Origin of the sequence: Bifidobacterium tissieri (assembly GCF_002259645.1) — a bacterium.
Lineage (GTDB): Bacteria > Actinomycetota > Actinomycetes > Actinomycetales > Bifidobacteriaceae > Galliscardovia > Galliscardovia tissieri.
Genome location: NZ_MWWV01000004.1, coordinates 106,161 through 129,287, shown reverse-complemented (window position 1 = coordinate 129,287; position 23,127 = coordinate 106,161). Strand labels below are relative to the sequence as shown.

At 62.2% G+C, this 23,127-nt stretch carries 18 protein-coding genes; 14 read left to right on the top strand and 4 right to left on the bottom strand.

Annotated features, from left to right (window positions below):
- The first annotated feature begins 114 nt into the window (after positions 1–114).
- Genes ligA through BTIS_RS03525 form a run of 3 tightly spaced genes read left to right on the top strand, consistent with a single transcriptional unit; the run spans position 115 to position 4,073 of the window.
- Entirely contained in the window at positions 115–2,802 is a 2,688-nt protein-coding gene (gene ligA, locus BTIS_RS03535) for an NAD-dependent DNA ligase LigA (RefSeq protein ID WP_094662710.1), read from the top strand.
- Positions 2,803–2,849: 47 nt separating this feature from the next.
- Positions 2,850–3,698: an ROK family protein gene (locus BTIS_RS03530; RefSeq protein WP_158216822.1), complete on the top strand. Its 849-nt coding sequence runs from the start codon at positions 2,850–2,852 to the stop codon at positions 3,696–3,698.
- 48 nt (positions 3,699–3,746) lie between these two features.
- Entirely contained in the window at positions 3,747–4,073 is a 327-nt protein-coding gene (locus BTIS_RS03525; protein WP_094662706.1) for a hypothetical protein, read from the top strand.
- Positions 4,074–4,250: 177 nt separating this feature from the next.
- Here the strand turns inward: BTIS_RS03525 and BTIS_RS03520 are convergent, their stop codons facing one another.
- The gene (locus tag BTIS_RS03520; protein ID WP_094662704.1) at positions 4,251–6,548 is read right to left on the bottom strand and encodes an alpha-galactosidase; all 2,298 of its coding nucleotides are present in this window, start codon (positions 6,546–6,548) and stop codon (positions 4,251–4,253) included.
- A gap of 344 nt (positions 6,549–6,892) precedes the next feature.
- On the opposite strand from BTIS_RS03520, the gene BTIS_RS03515 reads away from it, so the two are divergent.
- The 6 genes from BTIS_RS03515 (at position 6,893) to BTIS_RS03490 (ending at position 15,191) form a co-directional block, all read left to right on the top strand.
- Positions 6,893–8,011 (top strand): Mrp/NBP35 family ATP-binding protein, encoded by a 1,119-nt coding sequence (locus BTIS_RS03515; RefSeq protein WP_094662702.1) that lies wholly within the window; start codon positions 6,893–6,895, stop codon positions 8,009–8,011.
- 244 nt (positions 8,012–8,255) lie between these two features.
- Positions 8,256–9,707 (top strand): tagaturonate reductase, encoded by a 1,452-nt coding sequence (locus BTIS_RS03510; RefSeq protein WP_094662700.1) that lies wholly within the window; start codon positions 8,256–8,258, stop codon positions 9,705–9,707.
- A gap of 150 nt (positions 9,708–9,857) precedes the next feature.
- Positions 9,858–11,429: a UxaA family hydrolase gene (locus tag BTIS_RS03505; protein ID WP_094662698.1), complete on the top strand. Its 1,572-nt coding sequence runs from the start codon at positions 9,858–9,860 to the stop codon at positions 11,427–11,429.
- Between the two features lie 346 nt (positions 11,430–11,775).
- Complete coding sequence (locus BTIS_RS03500) at positions 11,776–12,762, top strand: LacI family DNA-binding transcriptional regulator (RefSeq protein ID WP_094662696.1); 987 nt, start codon at positions 11,776–11,778, stop codon at positions 12,760–12,762.
- Positions 12,763–12,950: 188 nt separating this feature from the next.
- The gene (locus tag BTIS_RS03495; protein WP_094662694.1) at positions 12,951–13,331 is read left to right on the top strand and encodes a hypothetical protein; all 381 of its coding nucleotides are present in this window, start codon (positions 12,951–12,953) and stop codon (positions 13,329–13,331) included.
- Positions 13,332–13,622: 291 nt separating this feature from the next.
- The gene (locus BTIS_RS03490) at positions 13,623–15,191 is read left to right on the top strand and encodes an MFS transporter (protein ID WP_094662692.1); all 1,569 of its coding nucleotides are present in this window, start codon (positions 13,623–13,625) and stop codon (positions 15,189–15,191) included.
- Between the two features lie 5 nt (positions 15,192–15,196).
- Here the strand turns inward: BTIS_RS03490 and rhaM are convergent, their stop codons facing one another.
- Positions 15,197–15,511, bottom strand: coding sequence for an L-rhamnose mutarotase (gene rhaM, locus BTIS_RS03485; RefSeq protein ID WP_094662690.1), 315 nt, complete (start codon positions 15,509–15,511; stop codon positions 15,197–15,199).
- Positions 15,512–15,764: 253 nt separating this feature from the next.
- On the opposite strand from rhaM, the gene BTIS_RS03480 reads away from it, so the two are divergent.
- Both BTIS_RS03480 and BTIS_RS03475 read left to right on the top strand, forming a co-directional pair.
- Positions 15,765–16,781, top strand: a complete 1,017-nt coding sequence (locus BTIS_RS03480; protein WP_094662688.1) for a LacI family DNA-binding transcriptional regulator — start codon at positions 15,765–15,767, stop codon at positions 16,779–16,781.
- Between the two features lie 5 nt (positions 16,782–16,786).
- Positions 16,787–17,638 (top strand): substrate-binding domain-containing protein, encoded by an 852-nt coding sequence (locus BTIS_RS03475; protein WP_094662686.1) that lies wholly within the window; start codon positions 16,787–16,789, stop codon positions 17,636–17,638.
- Between the two features lie 30 nt (positions 17,639–17,668).
- On the opposite strand, the gene BTIS_RS03470 is transcribed toward BTIS_RS03475, so the two are convergent.
- Positions 17,669–18,955 (bottom strand): NADH:flavin oxidoreductase/NADH oxidase family protein, encoded by a 1,287-nt coding sequence (locus BTIS_RS03470; protein WP_094662684.1) that lies wholly within the window; start codon positions 18,953–18,955, stop codon positions 17,669–17,671.
- A 183-nt stretch (positions 18,956–19,138) separates the two neighbouring features.
- Here BTIS_RS03470 and BTIS_RS03465 point away from each other — a divergent pair, with 183 nt between their 5' ends.
- Both BTIS_RS03465 and BTIS_RS03460 read left to right on the top strand, forming a co-directional pair.
- Complete coding sequence (locus BTIS_RS03465) at positions 19,139–19,711, top strand: TetR/AcrR family transcriptional regulator (protein WP_158216821.1); 573 nt, start codon at positions 19,139–19,141, stop codon at positions 19,709–19,711.
- A gap of 435 nt (positions 19,712–20,146) precedes the next feature.
- Positions 20,147–21,775, top strand: a complete 1,629-nt coding sequence (locus BTIS_RS03460) for an MFS transporter (protein ID WP_094662680.1) — start codon at positions 20,147–20,149, stop codon at positions 21,773–21,775.
- A gap of 16 nt (positions 21,776–21,791) precedes the next feature.
- Here the strand turns inward: BTIS_RS03460 and BTIS_RS11830 are convergent, their stop codons facing one another.
- Positions 21,792–21,929: a hypothetical protein gene (locus BTIS_RS11830; protein WP_158216820.1), complete on the bottom strand. Its 138-nt coding sequence runs from the start codon at positions 21,927–21,929 to the stop codon at positions 21,792–21,794.
- Positions 21,930–21,965: 36 nt separating this feature from the next.
- On the opposite strand from BTIS_RS11830, the gene BTIS_RS03455 reads away from it, so the two are divergent.
- Positions 21,966–23,111 (top strand): glycoside hydrolase family 88/105 protein, encoded by a 1,146-nt coding sequence (locus BTIS_RS03455; RefSeq protein ID WP_094662678.1) that lies wholly within the window; start codon positions 21,966–21,968, stop codon positions 23,109–23,111.
- Positions 23,112–23,127 lie beyond the last annotated feature (16 nt).

Sequence of the window (23,127 nt, the reverse complement as noted above, 5' to 3'; positions counted from 1 at the left end):
GGTACAGTGGATTCCTGAGGCATGGATTTCTGGGGCATGGTGTTGCGATTTGTGACTATGTCGTGACTATAGTGTTCGGCTATCCATATTGTTCGGCTATACAAAGGACGACGCATGACGAGTGATGACGCGCAGCTGGTCTGGGATCTTGACGGTGACGGCGATGTCGTGGAGGACACGCCGGTGTCCGCCGCGGAACCCGGATCGTTCGAATGGATCGCCGCGCTCACGCAGAGCGACGCCGACGCCTTGCGGCTGGAACGTCTTGACGTCGTCTCGATGAGTTCCGAGGCGGCCGCCAGATTGTGGACCAAGGTGGCGGCCTGGGTGGAGACCGACCAGATCGCCTACTATGTCAATGACGCGCCGGTAGCGTCCGATGCCGCCTACGATGCCCGCTTGCGCTGTCTGCAGCGACTTGAAGCCGCGTTTCCATCCTTGGATTCGCCGCAATCGCCCACGCATCGTGTCGGCGGCACGTTCTCGAATGATTTCGCGTCCGTGCGGCATCCCTCCCGCATGATGAGTCTCGATGACGTGTTCAGCATCGACGAGTTGCGCGACTGGTACGATTCGGTGATCCGCGACCTCGATTGGCCGGACGGCAAGCCGTTGCCGATGAGCTGCGAGGTCAAGATCGACGGACTGGCGTTGAATCTGATCTACCGCAACGGCGTACTCGAACAGGGGTTGACGCGTGGCGACGGCGTGACCGGCGAGGACATCACCATGAACGCGCGCACGATCGCCAACATTCCGCAGAATCTGGGCGGACCGGCCGACGACATCCCCGACATGGTGGAGGTGCGCGGCGAGGTGTTCATGCGGTTCGACGACTTCCGGGCCCTGAACGAACGCCAGGAGGATCAGGGCCGTCCGCCGTTCGCCAATCCGCGTAACGCCGCCGCCGGTTCGCTGCGGCAGAAGGACCCCCGCATCACCGCCACGCGCAACCTCACGTTCTACGCACACGGCATCGGCACGCTCGACTGGGGTGCCGACCATCCGCGCGGAACGCACGACGTGGTGCACAACCAGTCCGAGGCATACGAGCTGTATGAGAAGTGGGGAGTGCCGGTCTCGCCGCACAACCGTACCGTCACATCGTTCGCCGAAGTGCTCGACATGATCGACTATTACGGCGAGCATCGCAACGACATCGAACATGCGCTCGACGGCATCGTGGTGAAGGTCGACGATCTGGGACTGCAACGTCGTCTCGGGGCCACCTCGCGCGCGCCGCGTTGGGCGATCGCCTACAAGTATCCGCCCGAGGAGGTCAACACCGAACTGCTTGACATCACCGTGCAGGTGGGACGCACCGGTCGCGTGACCCCGGTGGCCGTGCTCAAGCCCGTGTACGTGGCCGGCTCGACCGTGGCCCGCACCACACTGCACAATCCGTTCGAGGTCAAGCGCAAGGGTGTGCTCATCGGCGACACCGTAGTGGTGCGCAAGGCCGGCGACGTGATTCCCGAACTCGTGGGCCCGGTGCTCGATCGTCGCAAGGGCCGGGAGTCGGAGCTGCGTGAATTCGTCATGCCCGAACACTGTCCGAGCTGCGGCACCCGGCTCGCCCCCGCCAAGGAGGGCGACAAGGACATCCGTTGCCCCAATGTGGAAAGCTGCCCGGCACAGCTGACCGAACGCATCATCAACCTCGCCTCGCGCAAGGCGTTCGACATCGAGCATCTTGGCGATCAGAGCGCCATCGCGTTGACCAACCCGGAGGAGAACCGACCAGATTCCGCCGACACGTATGCGCCGAATCTGCGCGAGATCCTGGTCGGGCCGGGGGAGGAACCCGAACCGTACGAACCGGTGGACGGTCTGCGCCTGCCCGAACCGCAGACCCCGGTGCTCACCAGCGAGGCCGACGTGTTCTCGCTTGGCCTGGAGCAACTGCGCGACGTGGTCGTGTGGCGCGAGGTGCCGATCATCGAGGTGCGTCCGGGCGTGAGCCCAAAGACCGGTCGCCCCACAAAGACGCGCAAGCGTCTGGGCGGCTCCGGACTGTGGTACCGGACTCCGGCGTTCTGGACGGCACCAACGGATGCGAAGAAGATCAACGACAAGACCGCGCCGGAGGAGATCCGCGCCGACTACCCCGACTATGCGGTACCGGCAGACGCGGTGATCGTGGATCATCACACCCGTTCGGTGCGTGGCGGTGGCGTCAGCGAACAGCCGGTATACGTCCGGCCGGGCGAGAACACGCGCAAGATGCTTGCCGAGATCGACAAGGCGAAGCAGGCGGACCTGTGGCGCGTGCTCGTGGCGTTGTCCATCCGCCGGCTCGGCCCTCCCACCGCGCGGCTCATCGCCTCACGGCTCGGCTCACTGGAGGCGATCGGCAAGGCGAGCGCGGAGGAGCTGGCCGAAATCGACGGCATCGGTCCGGAGATCGCCGAATCCGTGGTGCGTTGGTTCACCGCGGCCCGCGATCCCGAGGATTGGCGTGGCCGCATCCTCGCCGCGTGGACCACCGCCGGTGTGGGCACGCATGTGGAGACGAACACCGCACCGCAGACCCTGGCCGGCATGACCGTGGTCGTGACCGGCTCGCTGGAGGGATTCTCACGCGACTCCGCCAAGGAGGCGATCGTCTCCCGTGGCGGCAAGGCCGCTGGTTCGGTGAGCAAGAAGACCACGTATGTGGTGGTGGGCGCGAACGCCGGCTCCAAGGCGGACAAGGCCGAGGCACTGGGCGTGCCCATGCTCGACGAAGCCGGGTTCCGGCATCTGCTGGAGACCGGTGAAGCTCCAGCCAAGTCCATTGACGATTCCGTGACCGTTGCATGAAACCGGCTCGATCACAAGACCGGAACAGTAGAGAGCGGGAGGATTTCATGGCCGAACGAGACACGCATCCAGCCCAATGGTTCGAAGGTTCGCCGGCCATGCGTCGGATTGCCGCGGACATTCTCGAATACGGGCCCATCGCCCGTACCACGCTGGCGCAGATGCACGATCTGTCGGCCGGCACGGTGTCGCGCATCATCGCCGATCTCATGCATCTGGGTGTGGTGCGTGAGACAGGCGACGCCGACACGTCCGGCGGACATCTGCCGTATGGATTCCAGCCGCGGAAGCGTACGGGGGAGCGGGGACGTCCCCAGTCGGCACTGATGGCGAACGCCAACGCCCGTACGTTCGTGGGGGTGAAGATTCGCGGCGGTGACGCCACCGCCGTGCTGGTCAACGCGCAATGTCGCATGCCCGACGGCGTATCGTCTCATGTGGTGTCGTTTTCCGACCGTTCGCCGTCCGGTGTGACGTCGGCGGTAGCGTCATTGGCGGAACAATGCCGTGAGGATGCCATCCGATGCGGGCTCCAGGAGCCGGTCATGATCGGACTGGGGATCGGCGCTCACATCACCGACGACGTGGTGGACGAGGCCCCCTATCTGTCGTGGATCGAACCGTGCGATCTATCGTCCATGGTCCGCGAGGTCACCGGACTCGATACGGTGACGAACAACGATCTTGACGCACTGCTCATGTATGAGCACTGGTTCGGTGCCGGCGTGGGCTTGCCCCGGTTCGCGTTGATCACGATCGGCGAGGGCATCGGATACGGATTGGTGGAGGATGGCCGTGTTGTGGATCATCCCGACAAGACATTGGGATTGGGTGGACATCTGCTCATCGATCCGGACGGGCCACGCTGCTTCCGCGGCAACGGTCATCGCGGATGATCACAATGTCTGACCAATGATTCGCTCGCCGACGAGTATTCGAAGATCATGGGTACGATCATGACGTTCGACGACTATGTGCGTGACGCGCGCGCCGGCGTGACCCAAGCGAAACGACTGCTGATGCGCGAGTGCTTCCGTCTCGGTGTGATGATCGGCCTTGTGGCCAATCTGACCATGCCGCTCAAGGTGTTCGTCGCCGGTGAATCCGCGTATGTGGCGGGCATGGAGATCGAATCGGTGCGGCAGGGCATCGCCGAATATCGTCCCAGCAGGGCGTCCGCGGTTCCGTTCGAGATTCTTGGCTCCGACTGGGAACGATGGGCGCAGGGTGCCGCCGCCTGCGCGATACGCCGATACGTGTTGGGCCGATAGTCAGCGGACTCTATAGGCTCTATATGCCCTCGGGCCTTCGGGGTCCTGGGCCTTTACCTCCCGAATCTGGTTTCTTAGTGTGATCACACTAAGAAACCAGAAGCCTGTCAGATCCTTGCAATTGCAACGAAATAGTGTGACCACGCCACGATAGTGTGATCACACTAAGGATAGGGTTCAGATCTCGATCGCCCAGAACAGGATGGCGTTGGCCGGGTGCAGGCTCGGCATGCGCAAGCCGTAGGACTGCAGCTGGGCACCGCTCATCACCGTGCCGTCGGCGGTCCACCAGCCGAGTGTTGACTGGCTGTTGGTGATCGTCTCACGGGCGGGGGAGGTCGCTCCCGTGACATCCAGACTCACCGGAACCGGCTGGATCAGATAGTTCGCATCCGGCTTGAGTCCCGGAAGACGCACCGGTGCCGCTGGGTACGTGGCCGACGTGGTCAGCTGCGTGAACCGGTAGATCGCCGCCGAACGGTCCGGCTTGACCACGCCATCCACGCGCACCGCCGGATCCGGCGAATCCGTATGCACCATCGTGTCGATCGCGAACCATTCGCGATGCTTCTTGAACTCGGCGATCCATCCGGCCAGCAGATCCAGATTCTCCTGCGGTTGCCTCAGCAGATTCCACTCCACACCCAGATGGCCGAAGAATGCCATCGCCATACGCATCTCCTGACTCGTGGCGCGACGCGTGGAATGCGCGGGCGAATCACCCACATGCTCGCCGATCATCTCCGGCGGCACCAGCAGCGACGTGTACCGCTGAATGTCGGCGCGCTCCACCGGGTCCACGCAGTCCGACGCCCAGATACGATCCGCGTATTCAAGAATGCCCAGATCCACACGACCACCGCCGGACGAGCAGCTTTCGATCTCAAGACCCGGATGATTCTCCTTAAGCCTGCGCCAGATGTCATACACGGCCCCGGTCTGCTCGTGCACGGCGGGACAACCGCTGCGACGGCTGCCCGCCTCGGTGACCAGCTTGTTATGATCCCACTTGATGTAGTCGATACCCAGCTTGCCCACCAGCGTATCGATGCAATCGAAGATGTATGCGGCGGCATCCGGATTCGTCAGATCCAGCACCTGCTGGTGGCGCCCCTGCATCGGCAGACGGTCGGCGGTGGGGGAGAGTATCCAGTCCGGATGCTCACGGGCCACATTCGAATCCGGATTCACCATCTCCGGCTCGAACCACAGGCCGAACTCCAGTCCGATGCCATGCACGTAGTCGGCCAGTGCCTTGAGGCTCTTCGGGCCGTCCGGCCACACCTCCTGCGCGATCTGCCAGTCGCCCAGACCGGACGTGTCATCGCGGCGGGAGCCGAACCAGCCGTCATCCACCACGAACCGTTCCGCACCCACTTCGACGGCCTTGTCAGCCAGCGCCTTCAACGTATCGAAATCATGGTTGAAATACACGGCCTCCCACGTGTTGAGGATCACCGGACGCGGTTTGGCGCTCAGATTCGGGTGCAGGCGGCGCAGATGGTCATGGAAACGGGCGGCGATCTCATTCAGCCCGTCACCGAACGAGCCATACACCCACGGCGTGGTGTATTCGGCGGCATCGGCGGCATCAGCATCACCGGCATCACCGGACAGCGTCACCTCGCCACCGAACAGCAGTTCGCCGCCGCCGATCACCCCCGTCGTATACGGCAGACGTTCGGCCGACAGGCAGGAATTGCCGCTCCACCCCACATGCACCGCATACGCCTCACCATGTTCGAACCCAAAACCGGGCACGCCGGCCGTCAGCAGCAGCGACGCGTCGAAATCAGGGCGTCCTACCCACGAACTCTTCTCAAAACGACCGATCGTCAATGGCTGACGCTGCGGGGCACGCTCACGCAAATGATGACCTGTGGTGGTCAGGATCTCCGTGGCGCTCGCCGGCAGGGCGAACCCGAGCTCCACCTTGCCGATCTCCAACGGCTCGGCATCCGTACCGAACAGATTGCGCACGGTGACACGCTGACGGATCAGACCGCCCTGTTCGAGTTCCGCGGTCCACACCACGCCGACGCCCTGTTCGGCGTCCTCGGCGGTCACGGTCACGGTCGGCACGTCGCCACGCACGCTGGTCGCGACATCGGTCACCGCGAACCGGCAGAACAGTTCCACACCGCCGCGACGGACCACGAACCGCGGTTCGCCGATCCACGACTCCGCCTGTGTGGGCAGCACGCTCGGCCACGCCGTCTCATTCAATGCGCCGGACACCCGCTGCGGTTTCAACGCATCGTAGGCATGCAGCAGCGCGGCATCACGGCCGGACTCCGGCAGCGGACGGCCCCAGTGCGTGATACGCGGCAGATCGTCGTCGGGAATCGTCAGGGCGAACGCCACGTGCGCGTTCTCCTGCTCCATATATACGGTACGGATCGGCGTGCCGTCGGCGGCGGAACCCTCGCCGTTCTCGATGATAGGCTCGGCGGGAATGGGGGAGAACTTCGGCATCGTTACCTCGTTTCCGGGCGCTCGCATCGGTCACGATCCCGGCATGTCGTCACACGTCATGACGTATGCCAGCGGAATACACGGCCTTGCGACTCGCCCAATAAGTGGTATGGGCATGTGGCTGTAATCCACAGTCGTCACGAATCATGATATGGATGGGCGTATTTACTTGTCCTTCCATAGCGTGTTTCATGACGGCGGCAACAAAATACAACGATATCCGTATGGATATCCTGTGCGAATATCTGGAACCATGCGGCGGTTCACGCTAGTGTGACACATGGATTGATGTACGTGCGAGAGATTGCAAGGAGAACGACATGGCGGCTACGAATCCAGCGGGAATGAATGATGTCATCGAACGCAACGTGCGTTCCCGACTGAGCCGGGTCATCGACCCCGAACTGGGCAAGTCCATCACCGATCTCGGCATGATCACCGGCATCGACGTGATGCCGCGCGACGTCATCGACTCCGGACGCAGCGTGGTGGACGTCACCGTGAAGGTAGAGCTCACCGTGGAGGGATGCCCGCTCACGCAGACCATTATCGACAAGATCAACGAGGCCGTGACCTCATACCCGGCCGCCACGCTCATCCCGCACATCGACGTCGGATCCATGAGCCAGGAGAAGCTCACCGGACTGGTTAACGACCTCAAGGCGCAGCGCAAGGAGAACCCGTTCACCAAACCGGGCTCCAAAACCCGCATCTTCACCATCGCATCCGGCAAGGGCGGCGTCGGCAAATCGTCGGTCACCGCCAATCTGGCCGCCACGTTCGCCGCGCTCGGATACGACACCGCGGCCATCGACGCCGACATCTACGGATTCTCGCTGCCGGCGCTGTTCGGCACGCACGACCACCCCACGAATCTCAAGGGCATGCTCATGCCCGTCACCGCATGGGGCGTGAAACTCATCTCCATCGGCATGTTCGCCGGTGCCGATCGTGCGATCCTGTGGCGCGGACCCCGACTGCAGCGCTCGCTCGAGCAGTTCCTGTCCGACGTATGGTGGGGCGAGCCCGACGTGCTGCTGCTTGATCTGGCCCCCGGCACCGGCGATATGGCCATCTCCGTGGCGCAGGCGTTGCCCAACGCCGAACTCGTGGTGGTGACCACCCCGCAGCCGAGCGCCTCCGATGTGGCCGTACGCGCCGGACTCGTGGCGTTGCAGGTGCCGATGAAAGTGTGTGGCGTGATCGAGAACATGAGCTACTACGAGCACAACGGCGAGAAGCTGTGCATCTTCGGCGAGGGCGGCGGCCAGCGGGTATCCGAACAGCTCACCGCCGCGCTCAAGTACGATGTGCCGCTGCTCGGCACGCTGCCGCTCGAACCCAAGGTACGCATCGACGGTGAGGCCGGCCGACCGGTGGTGCTCAACGAGGACGGCGCGCTCGCCGATACCCCGCTCGCCGCCGAGTTCCGGTCCATCGCCCAGCGGCTGATGGAGGCGTGACGGGAAAGAAGCCGCGTCAATAGCGTTCTCCTGCTGGTTTGTCAAGACTTGACAGCCCGATTCCAGCGAAACGAGGCAACGGTTGGCAACAATTTCACCGTGTTGGCAACGACGGTCATACGCTGGGAACCAGCAAGACGAAGTGCTGGAATACGAAGCTGTAACGGTGTTTCGTGATCACTGAAATTCCGCAGCACAGCCGAATGCTCCGCATTTCACCAAGCAGAAAGCAGGAGAACACACCATGACTGACAACAATCTTCCTGTCCTCAACGCCGAGGTCGCCATCGAGAAGGGTCTGACCACCGCGGACGCCGCCAAGCGCCCGATCAAGGTCATCCAGTTCGGTGAAGGCAACTTCCTGCGCGCATTCGTCGACTGGACGATCCAGCAGCTCAACAACAACGATCTGTTCGGCGGCAACGTGGCCGTCGTGCAGCCGATCGGATTCGGCCGCGCCAAGGAGATCGCCGCCCAGGACAACCTGTACACCGTGATCCTCGAAGGTCTGAAGAACGGCGAGCAGGTGCAGTCCCGCGAGCTGATCGACTCCATCGGCAAGAGCCTGTCCGCCATCGACGACTGGGAGGAGTACCTCGCGCTCGCCGACGAGCCGGAGGCCCGAATCATCATCTCCAACACCACCGAGGCCGGCATCGCGCTTGACGATTCCGACACTGCCGAGACCGTGCCGCCGAAGAGCTACCCGGCCAAGCTGATCCACCTGCTCAAGCGTCGCTTCGACAACGGCCTGCCCGGCTTCCTCATCATCCCGTGCGAGCTGATCGCCGACAACGGCGACACCCTGAAGAAGTACCTGCTCGAGCTGGCCGACAAGTTCGGCTACGGCGAGGACTTCAAGGCCTGGCTGGAGAACGACAACAAGTTCTTCAACACGCTGGTCGACCGCATCGTCCCCGGCTACCCGAAGGATCGCGCCGAGGAGCTGTGGAACGAGCTGGGCTACGTGGACAACAACATGGTCAAGGCCGAGCCGTTCCTGCTGTGGGTCGTCTCCGGCGACGCCGAGGCCATCGACGAGGCGCTGCCGGCCAAGAAGCTTGGCATCGACCTGGTCACCCCCGAATCCGTGAAGCCGTACCGCGAGCGCAAGGTGTTCCTGCTGAACTGCCCGCACACCACGCTGGCGTCCGTGGCCCGTCTGGCCGGTGTGGCCACCGTGGGTGAGGCCATGAACGATCCCGACGTGCGTCCGTTCATCGAGAAGGAGATGCACGAGGAGATCATCCCGGTGCTGTCCCTGCCCAAGGACGAGCTGAACAAGTTCGCCGAGGCCGTGCTGGAGCGCTACGCCAACCCGTTCGTCAAGCATGCGCTCGACGCGATCGGCCTGAACTCCGCGGCCAAGTACGTGACCCGTTGCCTGCCGGTGCTGCTCAACAACGTGAAGGATGGCAACGGTCTGCCCAAGCGTCTGGTGCTGGCTCTGTCCGGTCTGATCTACACTTACGGCGGTCTGGCCGAGGGCGCGGTCAACATCTCCGACGATCCGGCTGTGGTCGCGAAGTTCGAGGAGGCCGCCAAGTCGGAGCATTACGCCGAGACGATTCTCGCCGACGCCTCCGTGTGGGGTCAGGATCTCACCGAGGTCGAGGGTCTTGCCGAGGCCGTGCAGGCGAACCTTGACGCGATCAAGGCCGAGGGCATGCGCCCGCTGATCAAGGCGCTGGCCTGATCCAGTCTCCCGCTTGTTTGACTCCTCCCGGTCGTGCCGCATCCCGCGCGTGAAGGCGTGTGTGAGTGTGCGGCACGGCCGAGGGGAGCGCATCATGTTTCACGCGTTCACGCTGTTTTTATACGTTTTATACGTTGAGGAAGGTTGATCATGGATACCATCCATCTTGATCCGCATGACAAGGTGGCCGTCGCCGCCCGCGACCTGAAGAAGGGCGAGAGCGTCGTGGTGGAGGGCCTTGCCGAACCGGTCGTTCTGCTCGAGGACGTCGGCCGTGGTCACAAGGTCGCCATCGAAGACATTCCCGAGGGCGAGCAGATCATCAAGTACGGCTATTCGATCGGTCATGCTAAGTGCGACATCGCCAAGGGCTCCTGGGTGCACACGCATAACACTAAATCGAATCTCGGCCCTGATCTGCAGTACACGTACGATCCGGTGCCGGACGTGGTGAAGCCGGGCAGCAAGCCCAGTGATCTGACGTTCCAGGGCTACCGTCGTGCCACTGGCAAGGTGGGCGTGCGCAACGACCTGTACATCGTGCCGGCCGTCGGCTGCATCAACTCGCTGTGCGACAACATCGCCAAGCAGTTCGAGGCGCTGCATCCGGACCGCGGCGCGTTCGATTCGATCATCATTGCGCATCATCCGTATGGCTGCTCCCAGCTGGGCGGCGATCATGAGATGACTAAGCGCATTCTGCAGGACATCGCCATGCATCCGAACGCCGGCGGCGTACTGGTGGTGGGTCTTGGCTGTGAGAACAACCAGATTCCGCAGTTCAAGTCCGAGATGACCCCGCTCATGGGGTGCTGCGGCGTGGATTCCGAGCCGAGCGACGAGGTGATGAAGGATCTGCAGGATGGGCTCGTGTACGACCCTGATCGCGTGAAGTTCATGATCTGCCAGCTTGAGGACGACGAGTACGAGACCGCCGCCAAGCTGCTCGAGCAGATCAACGAGGTGGCCCTGCATGATCGTCGCGAGCCGATTCCGATCAGCGAGCTGACCGTGGGCGTCAAGTGCGGCGGCTCCGATGGCCTGTCGGGCGTGACCGCCAACCCGCTGGTGGGCAAGTTCGCCGAATGGCTGGCCGAACAGGGCGGCAAGGTGGTCCTCACCGAGGTGCCCGAGATGTTCGGTGCCGAGCAGGTGCTGATGAGTCAGGCCAAGGACGAGCAGACGTTCGAGGACGTGGTCAAGCTCATCAAGGACTTCAAGGACTACTTCCGCAAGTACAACGAGCCGATCGGCGAGAACCCGTCCCCGGGCAACAAGGCCGGTGGCATCACCACGCTGGAGGACAAGTCCCTCGGCTGCATCCGCAAGGGCGGCAAGTGCCAGGTCACCGACGTGATCGCCTACGGTCATCAGGCCACCGAGCCCGGACTGACCCTGCTGCAGGCGCCGGGCAACGATCTGGTCGCCTCCTCCGCGCTGGCAAGCGCCGGCTGCAACATTGTGCTGTTCACCACCGGTCGCGGCAACCCGTACGGCACGTATGTGCCCACGTACAAGGTCGCCACGAACGTGCCGCTTGCCACCAAGCATTCGCGCTGGATCGACTTCAACGCCGGTCGTCTGCTCAGCGAGCGCATGGAGGATGTGCTGCCCGACTTCATCGCCGATGTGATGGCCACCGTCAACGGCGAGGAGATCACGCGCAACGAGGAGTACGGCATGCACGAGATCGCCATCTTCAAGGACGGCATCACCGAGTAGTCGTATCACTGATTAGCTCATGCTCACTGCACCTGATAATCATCCGGTGCAGTACCCGGCAATGTGAAAGGAGCCGCCATACCGGATTCGTGCTTTCCTGTGATCGGTTGATCGCACCCCGGGCTGTGTGCCTCGGGGTGCGATTTCGCATACCTGCAGAACGATGACGGCCGCACCGGAGTCCTGGACGGCACGGAACCGGAATCGTCGTCACCTCATTCGGCATTCGGATGACACGACACGTCGACTGTGCCGTATCGGAAAAGTGCGCATGCCGCTCGCATTGCGCATACACTGGGCACAAAGACGTGCCTGAATACAAGACACTAGTTGTTATGGAGTGGAAATGAACAAGGTCACGATTCGCGATGTTGCGAAAGCCGCCGGAGTCTCCCCATCTACCGTCTCGCGTGCATTCTCCATGCCGGGACGCGTGAGCCCGGCCACCACGAAACGCATCTTCCAGGTCGCCGACGAGCTCGGTTACCATGAGATCCCGGTCGAATCAAGACCGTCCAGTGGCCACAAGGGTCTGGTCGCCATCATCGTGCCGGATATGACCAATCAGTTCTTCACTGACATTGTGCGCAGCGTGCAACAGGAATGCGCCCGTCAGGACATGGGCCTGCTGGTGAGCGAGTCGTGCGAGTCGGCGTCCATGGAACGGGTGGCGTTCGATCGTGCCGTGTATTACGCCGACGGGGCGATCTTGGCGTCCAGCCGTATGCCCGATTCCATGATCCGCAAATGTGCGCAGGTCAAGCCGGTGGTGGTGACCAATCGCATAATTCGAGGAGTCTCCAGTGTGGTCACTGACGTGTCGCAGGGTATGCGGCAGGCGGCGACGCATCTCAAGGGGCTCGGCTTCGATCGTCTGACCTATCTTGACGGACCGGCGCATTCATGGTCGGCGGGCGTGTGCTGGACCGAACTGACGCAGGCGTGCAGTGAGGAGGGACTGAAGATCAAACGGTTCTGGCCGGGCGTGCCCACATACGAGGGCGGCTTCCAGATGGCCCGCGAATATCTGAGGAACCCGACCGGTGCGGTGGTCGCCTACAACGACATGATGGCGCTCGGATTCATCGCCGCCATGCGCAAGAACGGATATGAGTGCCCGCGCGACTATTCGATCATCGGCATCGATGACGATATCGTGGGCCGTCTGGCTTGGCCCGCGTTGACCACGATTCATCGGTCCACCCGTCTGCTCGGTTCCCAGGCCGCGCGTACGCTGCTGGCGCGGTTCTCGAAGGGTGAGATGGGTACGCCGGTGCAGAGCACGCCGACCAAGTTGGTCATTCGTGAAAGCACCGGTCCCCGCGGCATCTGACGATGTCGCCGCCGGGCGACGAGTCCGGTGTTCCGAGGCGCGGGACCGATGGTGGTGTTGACCGGCAATGGGTGTAAAAAAGACTCTGGAAAACAGCGTCCGTTTTCGCTCGGGCGTGCACCGTGTTCCATGACGTGCCACGGAACATTTCCGCAGGCACGATGGATTGTCATGAGGAGAGGACTGACATGCCGCTGCCCACACCGCCGGAGGATTCCGGTTACGAACGTTCCACCGCCGACGATCTGGCACGTAAGGCCGGCACGCGCGAGGAGGACTTCCCGCAGGCCGACGCCTACTGCGCGCTGCTCGACCAGCACCACGCCTGGGGACTGCCGTTCAACGGCTATGCCAACGCCGCCGGATACGGATACGTGCAGGAGCCCACGCTCGGCATCGCCCAGGATGGATGGGATTCGCACGAGGCGTTCAAAACCCTCAGCTGGGGAGCGCAGACCGCCGTCGTCTACCGCAGCCTCGAACGTGGCCATGACATCGACCGCGAGTCCGCGCGCAACTTCCTCAAGCACGAGCGTGGCATCATCATCCACGGCAACCAGCCGTACTAAAACGTACAGCGCGGCTCACCTGTACCGCACTGTACCCTGTGCCGCACTGGTCTGCCGGTCGTTACCTCCGCATCGGTCCGCCGCATCGGTCCTACGCCGCGTCGCGTGAGGACGTGAGACCATGCTTCGTCCAGCGATCGGTGCGGACTGGAGATTCGCAGTTTCCAGCGCGCCGTCGCATTTTTGGAAAGAAGTGGCGAATGATTTCATGTCGCGGATGCCGCGCGGTAGCATGTCACCCGTATTCGCGCACGCGCGCATGAGCATACAGAGGCAGAGAAGGAGTGACCGGTGAGATTCCAGTCACGCGGATTCCATTCACACGACTCACGTCGTAAATCACACGACAAGATCACATTCGGCGATGCGCTTGGATTCGCCATCGGCGACGTCTACGGCGGTGGCAGCGCCATCCTCACCGGCACCTACCTGTCGGTGTTCTGGACGCGCTTCTGCGGATTCGATATCGGCACCGCGCAAAGCATGATCGGCGCGGCGGCCATGCTCAGCGCATGCTCGGCCATCATCTTCGGCGTGCTGTCCGAACGGTTCTACCTGTTCCGGCTCGGGCGACGCTTCGGCCGTCGGCGGTTCTTCGTCATGATGGTCTCGCCGCTCGTGCTGGTCACGCTGCTCATGTGGATCCCCGGCATGCCCAAGGTGCTGTATTTCTTCGTCTACGTGCTGTACGTCACGCTGCAGCAGATGTTCGGCGTCTGCTACTCGTCGCTGCCCGGCGAGATGACCCGCGACTTCGCCGGGCGCTCGCTGCTGTCGACCGTGCGCATGTTCGTTTCCGGCATGTCCGGCGTGATCATCCCGTTCGCCGCCACGGCCATACTCACCTGGCTGGGGGAGTGGCACGCCTACTCGTATCAGACGTTCGTGACCATCGTCACCGTGGCGTTCGCGATCGTCACGTTCACATCGTCGCGTCTGACCTGGGAGCTCACCCCCGAGGAGGCGGGATTCGGCGAGGCCGAGCTCGCCCGTCGCCGCGCCGCCAAACATCGGCGCGGTGCGCGTGAGATCATGCAGGCGATCGGTCACGTGGCCGCCGAGTACGCGTCCACATTCCGCATCGCCACGTTCCGCGTGCACATCACGCTGTACCTGATCTGTCTGACCCTCATGGACATCTTCACGCAGAGTTTCGTGTATTTCGTGGTGTTCGATCTGGGCAAGACGGCCGCGTTCGCGTCCATGCTGCTGTCGTTCGCCGTGATCGCCGAATTCTTCAAGCCGCTGTGGGGATGGCTGTTCGTGCACATCGGCCCTCGCAACCTGTATGCGGTCGATTACACGGGCGCGCTCATCGGTCTGGGATTGTTGTTCGTCTCGTGGCGTTTGGAGCCGGTGCTGCCCGAAGGCGTATGGACCGCGTACGTGATCGTGTCGGCGATCATCTGGTTCGTGTTCCGCTCGCTGGCCGGCACGGTGCCGTGGCTGGTGTTCCCGTTCATTCCCGACGTGGACATGATCGTGACCCGGCGTAATCGCGCGTCGATCTTCTCGGGCATCACCACGTTCCTGCGATTCATCTTCTCCGGGCTCGCATCGATGGGCGTGGGCGCGTTCCTTGCGTTTTCCGGATTCAAACCGGACCAGTCGGGTGCCCAGTCGTCGTCCGCGGTGAACGCGGTGGCGTTCGTCTGCTTGGGATGGCTGGCGATCGGCTTCATCATCGCGTTCATCGTGTCCCGCCGGTTCACGCTCGACCAGCGTAGCGACCTCATCGTGCTGCATGAGATCGAACGGCTCAAGGACGGCGGCAACAAGGATGATGTGGAACCACATGTGCGTGAGACCGTCGAGCGGCTCACCGGCCAGCCGTACGAACGCTGCTGGGGTGGTGTGTAGTTGCGCTAGTCGAGATGGAACACTTCGCGCAGATCCTCGCACACGGGGGAGTTGTCGGGATTCGTCGCCATCACCGGAGCCATGAAATCCCACCATTTGCGGTTGATCGGCGTATCCGCGGACTGCGCCCAGAGGTCCTCGTCCTCCACCTCGATGTAGCCGAACAGCGTGTTCGTTCGATCGTCGAATGTGATCGTGTAGTTGTGCCCGCCGTATTCGTGGATCATGGCCTTCATCTCCGGCCAGAGTTCGTTGTGGCGCTTGGCGTATTCCTCCACCATGCCGGGGTATAGATGCATTGTGAACGTTTTGCGGATCATCGGTCCTCCTTTGGACGGTTTGCGTGATCGGGACGGCGATGTCGTCTCCTCCGCATCGTAGGCAGAACGGAACGCGAACGAACCCGTGCCTAAATATCATGAATTGTCGGACGACTATCCGTTCTTGCCTTTCCTGCCGTAATTCGCATACGATGCCGATTGCTGTGAGGCGGTAGACTGTCGATAGACTTTTCGAGGAAGTTGTTGTGCTATCGGTTGGCGTCATACGACGACACCATGCAAAGGATGTGCGATGAAGAAGGTCACGATTCGTGATGTGGCGAAGGCAGCCGGCGTCTCCCCGTCCACCGTCTCCCGTGCGTTGAGTGCCACGGATCGCGTGAGCTCGGAGACCACTCGGCGCATCGTCGGTGTGGCCGAGCGTCTGGGATACAAGCTGCCGTCCGCCGAGGAGCAGACTTCGGCTGCACGGCCCGATTCGTCGAGCCATCTTGTGGGCATCGTCGTGCCTGATGTGACCGACCAGTATGCCGCGGCCATCGTGCACAGTGTGGAGAACGAATGCTTCGGACACGGCTATGGTCTGGTGATCGCCGAATCCCGTGACAGCGTCGCCTGGGAGCGCATGGTGCTTGACAAGACCATGAGCCTGGTCGACGGCGTGATCATGGTGTCGCCCAAGATGTCGAACCCCATGCTGCGCGACTACGCCGAGGACCATCCCCTGGTGGTCACCAACCGTAACGTGCGCAACGTGACCAGCATCGTGGTCGACATCTCTACGGGCATCGGTCAGGCGGCGGACCTGTTCGCCGTGCGAGGCCGTACCCGGGTGACCTACCTGTCCGGCCCGAACTCCGTATGGTCGTCCGGCGCTCGATTCCGCGAACTGCAGTCGGCATGCGAGCGCAAGGGGCTTGAGGTCGTGCAGCTGTGGCCCGGCGAACCCACGTTTGAGGGTGGGGTCGCGTACGTGGACAAGTATCTTGAGGATCCCACCGGTGCCGTGATGGCGTTCAACGATGCGATGGCACTGGGGTTCATGGCACGTATGCGTGAACGGGGTTTTGAATGCCCGCGCGACTATCTGATCGTCGGATTCAACGACGACGTGACCGCGCAGACCAGCACGCCGCCGCTGTCGTCGATCCGCATGTCGGCGAACGCGCTCGGCGTGAACGCCACCCGCCTGCTGCTGCGGCGCATGGCCGGGGGAGTGACCGAGGACTTCGCGTCGTACGCCGCGGTGCCGTCGTCACTGGCGGTGCGCGACAGCCTTGGCGGGTTCCACGGCTCATCGGAGGAGTAGGAACGATGTGTGTGATCGAGCTTGCCATGCCCACGGTGACCAGGCCGTATCGTGCCCAACTGGCGTCGGCGGTGATCTCGTCCGCACGCGCAAGCGGATATCGGGTCAATGTGGTGGCGTATCAGGACGACTACGGTCTGTCCGCGAACGACTATCTGGAAACCCGCCGTGGAGCGTGTGACGGTATGCTGCTCTATCTGGTGGGCGGCGACGAGGTGAGCCCGAACGCGTTCCGTCAGCCGTTTCCGATCGTCTGTCTGGGATTGTGCCCGACGTCGGGCATGGTCGATCAGGTCTTGGCCGATAACGTGGCGGATGGGCGCAACATCACCGATTTGGTCATTCGCAAGGGTAGCCGACGGCTGGCGTTGATCGGCCCGCAGGGGGTGTTCGACGGGCGTGTCGTGGACCCTGCCGTTCGCTCCCGTGGCTGGGATCGTGTGCGCGGCGTGCTGGAGGCGTGCCGCGCACACGACGTGACGCTTGATCCGCGACTGATCGGCGTGACCACGTCCGGGTGGACGATCGGCACCGGATACCGCGCGATGATGCAGGTCGCCGACTCCGGCGTGGATTTCGACGGCGTGATCTGCCTGGACGACCCGCTGGCCATCGGCGCGATGTTCGCGCTGCGCGAGCTGGGCCGATCCATCCCCGACGACGTGCAGGTGGTCGGCTTCGACAACGTGTACGACGCCGCGCACATGGTGCCGCCGCTGACCACGGTGGACGCGAACCTCGAATGGATCACCGGCGCCGCCGTGGATCTGCTCGCCCGACGCATCCACGATCCCGTGGGCGAGCCGCTGTGCTTCCAGCGTGAGTCCCCGATCCTCCTGCGCCGATCCACGCGCTAGCGTTTGCGGCGGGGCGCTGGCTGCTTCCGCTCACTGGTGTCCCTTGCGGCGTCGCGGCGTGAGCGCCGCCGGGCCATGCTTGCCGATCGCGAAGCATAGGGCGCGCATTCCGCCGATTCGCGGATTCGGTCGGCGTCCGCGGCCGATGCGATTCATCTGCAGTTCGAACCAGCTGATGACGAGGATGCCGCCGAATGCGCGGTCAAGAGCCTTGAATCCGGTGGTCACCCACGGCAGGTCGACGGTTCCGTTCCAATGGTCGTGAATGATGCGATTCGGCAGATCGGGGACGAGCGCCAGCGGCCGCGCGATGCCGATCATCTGAGTGATGCCCTCGGTCAGCGCGAGCTCCATGTCGTGTGCGCTGCGGAATCCGCCGGTCAGCGCCACCGGGACGGAGATCTCCCCTTTGATGCGCTTGGCGAATTCGGTGAAGTATACACCGCGTCGATGGTCCTCGATCGCGCCGCTGTTGGTCTGGATGACGGGTTTTTCCAGTGTGCCGCCGGAGATGTCGATCAGATCCACGCCGCGCTGTTCCAGCTGTTTCATGACCCAGATGGATTCATCCTCGTCGAAGCCGGCAAAGGCCCCCCGTTCGTCGACCTTCACTGCGATCGGCACGTCGCTGGAGTTGAGCTTGACGGCAATCGGGAATTTCGGGCCGACGGCCTTGCGCACGGCATCGAACACCTCGAATAGGAATCGTGCGCGATGTTCGATGCCGCCGCCGTATTCGTCAGTGCGCCGGTTGTCTTCGGGGGAGAGGAACTGGCTGATGAGATAGCCATGTGCCGCGTGGATCTCCACGCCGGTGAACCCGGCTTTTTTGGCGATACTCGCCGTTGTGGCGAAGCGGCGCACGATGTCGTGGATCTGTTCGATGGTGAGCGCGGTCGGCTCGGCGAAGAACCGTCCGTATTCGCCATTGAGCTTGCCTCCGCTGGGCGCGTATGGGTGCTGGTTGATGGTGATGGGGGACTGCCGGCCGGGGTGATTGATCTGCATCCAGCAGTGGGCTCCGTTCCGGGTTCCGGCGGCGGCCCAGCGGCGGAGCATGTCGATGTCGCGTTCATCCTCGACGGCCACGTTGCCCGGCTCGCCGAGTTGTGTGCGGTCGACCATGACGTTGCCGGTGACCAGTATGCCGGTGCCTCCGTCGGCCCAGGTGCGATACAGATGCGCATGCTCCTTGGTGGGGGCGCAGTCGCGCCCGGCCATCGCCTCGTTCATGGCCGACTTGTAGAAGCGATTCTTTACCGTGACGCCGCAGGGCAGGGTAAGGGGTTCGGCGACGTTGGGGGTGTGCTGGGTCATGGGGTCCTCCGTTTCATGTCATGTGACTGGTAATCAGTTGACCAATCTTTTGCAACTGTCTAAAATTTACGATAATTCAAATTTGGACATTTGTAAAATTCTGGACGATGGGATAGGGTGAAACCATTGTCATGCATGGCGACACGCCGAATCGTTGGGTGTGCCGAACACAGGAGGGAACGTATGAAAAAGGATCTGGATGCAAAGCTGTCGCGCGGCGCCGTGCGCACGCTCGAAGCCTTCTCCGGTGCGATGATGGAGCTGTTGCAGACCAAGCCGCTTGCGTCAATCAGCATCAACGAGCTCTGCGAGCGCAGCTCATACCCGCGCGCCACGTTCTACAACTACTTCGACGATCGCGATGATCTGCTGAACTACTGCTGGATCGCGTTGTCCGGACGGATGCGGATCGACGATCTCGAGTCGACGGAACCTGCGCGGCGCGTGGATGTCGCGCTCGACATGATGGCCGATGTGCTCGAGGGCAATGCGGCCATGCTGGAAGGCGTTCTTGATCACAATCCGGTCGGCGGTCCGATGTTCGCCAGCCTTCGTGCGTACATTACGCGCCGTTCCCGCGAGCTGATGCGCTCCTGCGTTGATGCGGAGCGGCATTCGCTGCCTGTGGAACTGGTCGCCGACCATTATGCGAACGTCCTGATGCTGGTGCTTGAGTGGTCGTATCTGCGTGGTCATGGACTTACGCGGTCCGAGCTCCACGGATATGCCCATGCCCTGCTTGACGGCGTGGAGTGATTCCGTCGGGAGGGGTGGCGGGGTGAGCTCGGCCGGGGCGTTCTGACGATGGATGCTGGCCTGGGCGGATCGGGGAGCCGTGTTGCACGGCTCCTTTTTGTTGCTTCAGTAAGTGTGAAAATATGCAACGAAATAAAGAAACGTTCTTCTGAATATGCAACTAATGTCGAGTGTTGTAAGGGCTTTTCATGACCTTGCGTTTGGCGTGACCTGTGATTATTGTTGGAATATCAATGGTTTCAGTGATGAAACATGGATATTTGAATATGACAACAAAAACAATGAAAACAATGGCAACAAAACATATCGATTCGTTTTATGCAACATAGGATTGCAACCAACAACGGCACGGTCGCCGCGAAGACAACAAGCGTCATGCAACGATGGCATGCGGCGCAGCGGCGGATCGTTCGTAAGGATTTCAAAGGAGAACACATGGCAGAGAACACCGGCAAAAAGCGTCGGATCACGCTGGTCACACGTCTCGGCTACGGCGCGGGCAATCTCGTAGGCTCCGGCGCGCTAGCGATCAGCGCCTCATGGCTGACGATCTTCTACACCACCTACTGCGGTCTGACCATGGCCCAGGCCACCTTCATCTACTCATTCGCGCTCATCGCTGACGTTGTCATGAACCCCATCGCCGGATTCATCTCCGACGCATTCAACAACACCTGGCTGGGGCGCAAATTCGGTCGCCGCCGCTTCTTCATCCTGCTCGCCGTCCCCGTGCTCGGCGTACTCAACCCGCTCATGTGGATCGTCATCCCCGGCGCATTCTGGTACTACTTCGTGATCTACCTGTGCTACAACCTCATCTACACGATGGTCATGATCCCCTATGACGCCATCCCCGCCGAAATGACCTCCGACTTCAAGGAACGCACCTACATGTCCGGTCTGCGCTCCATCTTCGGCAAGGGCGCCAACTTCCTCACCGCATCCCTGCCCGGCATCTTCTTCGTCACCTTCGGCGAGAAGAACCCCATGGCATTCTTCTACATGGGACTCGCGTTCGGCGTCATCATGGCGCTCGCCATGCTCTCCGTGTACCTGACCACATGGGAGCGTCCGGTCGACGCCACCACCATGGAGAAGGTGGAGAACCCGATCGAAGCCGTCAAGAAGCTGTTCGTCGACATCTTCTCCACGCTGCGCATCCGCACCTTCCGCCACCTGCTCGGCATGTACCTGTTCGGCTTCGGCGCCGAATGGCTGTTCAACTCCACGTTCTCCTACTACGTGGTCTACGTGCTCATGCTGCAGAAGTCCAACGCCTCCTGGTGGCAGTCGCTCAGCCCGATCCTGCAGGTCGTGTCCACCGTGGCCGCGATGGCGCTGGTCGCCAAGATCGGCTTCCGCAAGCCTTACATCATCGCCGAATGCGTGATCGTCACCTGTGCCATCGCCTACGCATGCTGCGGCATCTTCCACCTCGACGCCGCGTCCGCCGCCGGCATGGTCGCCATCACCTCCATCGTGGTGGTGTTCGGTCTCGGCACCGGCGCCGTGTACTACATCCCGTGGCAGACCTACCTGTTCGTGGCCGACGCCGACGAGATCGTCACCGGACGCCGTCGCGAAGGCACCTTCTCCGCAGCCATGCACCTGTGCGGCAAGCTCATGAACTCCGCCGTCGTGGCCATCCTTGGCATCTCTCTGTCCGCCGCCGGATTCATCGAATCCACCGCCGACAAGCAGGTGGCCGCAGCCGACCAGCCGGCGGCAGTACACACCACCATCGTCCTTGTGCTCATTTTCGGCGTGGGTGGACTGAGCCTGCTCGGCATGCTCTCCGCCAAGCTGATGAAGATGGACAAGAAGAACGACGAGATCGCCATCGCCGAATGCGCCCGCATCGCCGCAGGCGGACGCATGGAGGACGTCGATCCCGAAGTCAAGCGCATCTGCGAGGAGCTCACCGGCGTGCAGTACGAGATCTGCTTCGGCCACAACACCATCGGCTATCACACCCCCGAAGAGCTGGAGCGCATCAAGGCAGAGCTTCCCGAGCGTCGCAAGATGAACTTCGGCGTGAAGCCGACGCAGGTCGAGGAGGTCTGATCCACCACGGCCGCGCTCACACACGTGACTCATAACTGAATATCCGTACAACTGAATAACCATAACCGAATACCTGACGACCGGCGGTTTCCCTTCCATTTTCACCTTTGCCGCCGGTCGTCATTTTGCCATACACGTCCATCGTGTCGTCCATCGTAGTGTTCGTCGTCCAACGGAAAGAGGCATCGGAATGGGCAGTTCCCGCATTCTCAACACCTACATCCATCAGCTGATCGAAACCAGCACCCCGCAGGCCCCGGCATGGAACATCGAGAAGATCCGCGCCGGCAAGCCCAACACCTGGAACTATATCGACGGATGCATGATCAAAGCGCTGATCGAACTGTATGAGATCACCGGCAAGGACGTCTACCTCGACTTCGCCGACCGGTTCATCGACTATTTCGTACAGGACGACGGCACGATCAAATACTACGATCCCAAGGAATACAACCTCGACAACGTCAACGCCGGCAAGACCCTCCACCAGCTGTACGCCATCACCGGCAAGGACAGGTACCGCAAGGCCATGGACGTCATCCGCGGGCAGCTCGAGCATCAGCCCCGCACGAGGGAGGGGAGTTTCTGGCACAAACTCATCTACCCCAACCAGATCTGGCTCGACGGCCTGTACATGGCACAGCCGTTCTACATGCAGTACGAGCTGAGCTTCCGCGACGGGCGCGCATGCGCCGACTCGATCCACCAGTTCGAGGTGGTGCGCGAACTCATGCGCAACGAGCGCAACGGGCTTTACTACCACGCCTACGACTCCTCGCGCAAGGAGTTCTGGTGCGACCCGGTGACCGGACTGTCCGCCAACTTCTGGCTGCGGGCCGAAGGCTGGTTCGCCATGGCGCTCATCGACACCTGGGAGCTCATGCCTGCGAGCATGAGCGGCGAGCGCGACGTACTGCGACGCATGTTCGTCGAACTCATCGACGCCATGCTGCCGTATCAGGATCCGGATACGGGCATGTGGCACCAGGTGATCAATCTGGGGCGAATCGCGCCGAACTATCTCGAAACGTCGGGCTCTGCGATCTTCGCCAACGCCATCATGAAGGGCGCGCGACTTGGCGTGCTCGACGAACGCTACTACGACTACGGGCGCAAGGCGTTCGCGGGCATCTGCGACACCTGTCTCAGCGAGGAGGACGGCAGACTGACGCTTGACAACATCTGTCTGGTGGCGGGGCTGGGCAACACGGACCATCGCGAGGGCACGTTCGACTACTATATGCGCGAGCCGAAGGTGCGCAACGACGCCAAGGGCGTGGCGCCGCTCGTGCTCGCCTACATCGAGACGCTACGGCATGGGAAGGAGGCTGGCTGAGTCGCGGCGGAGCGCG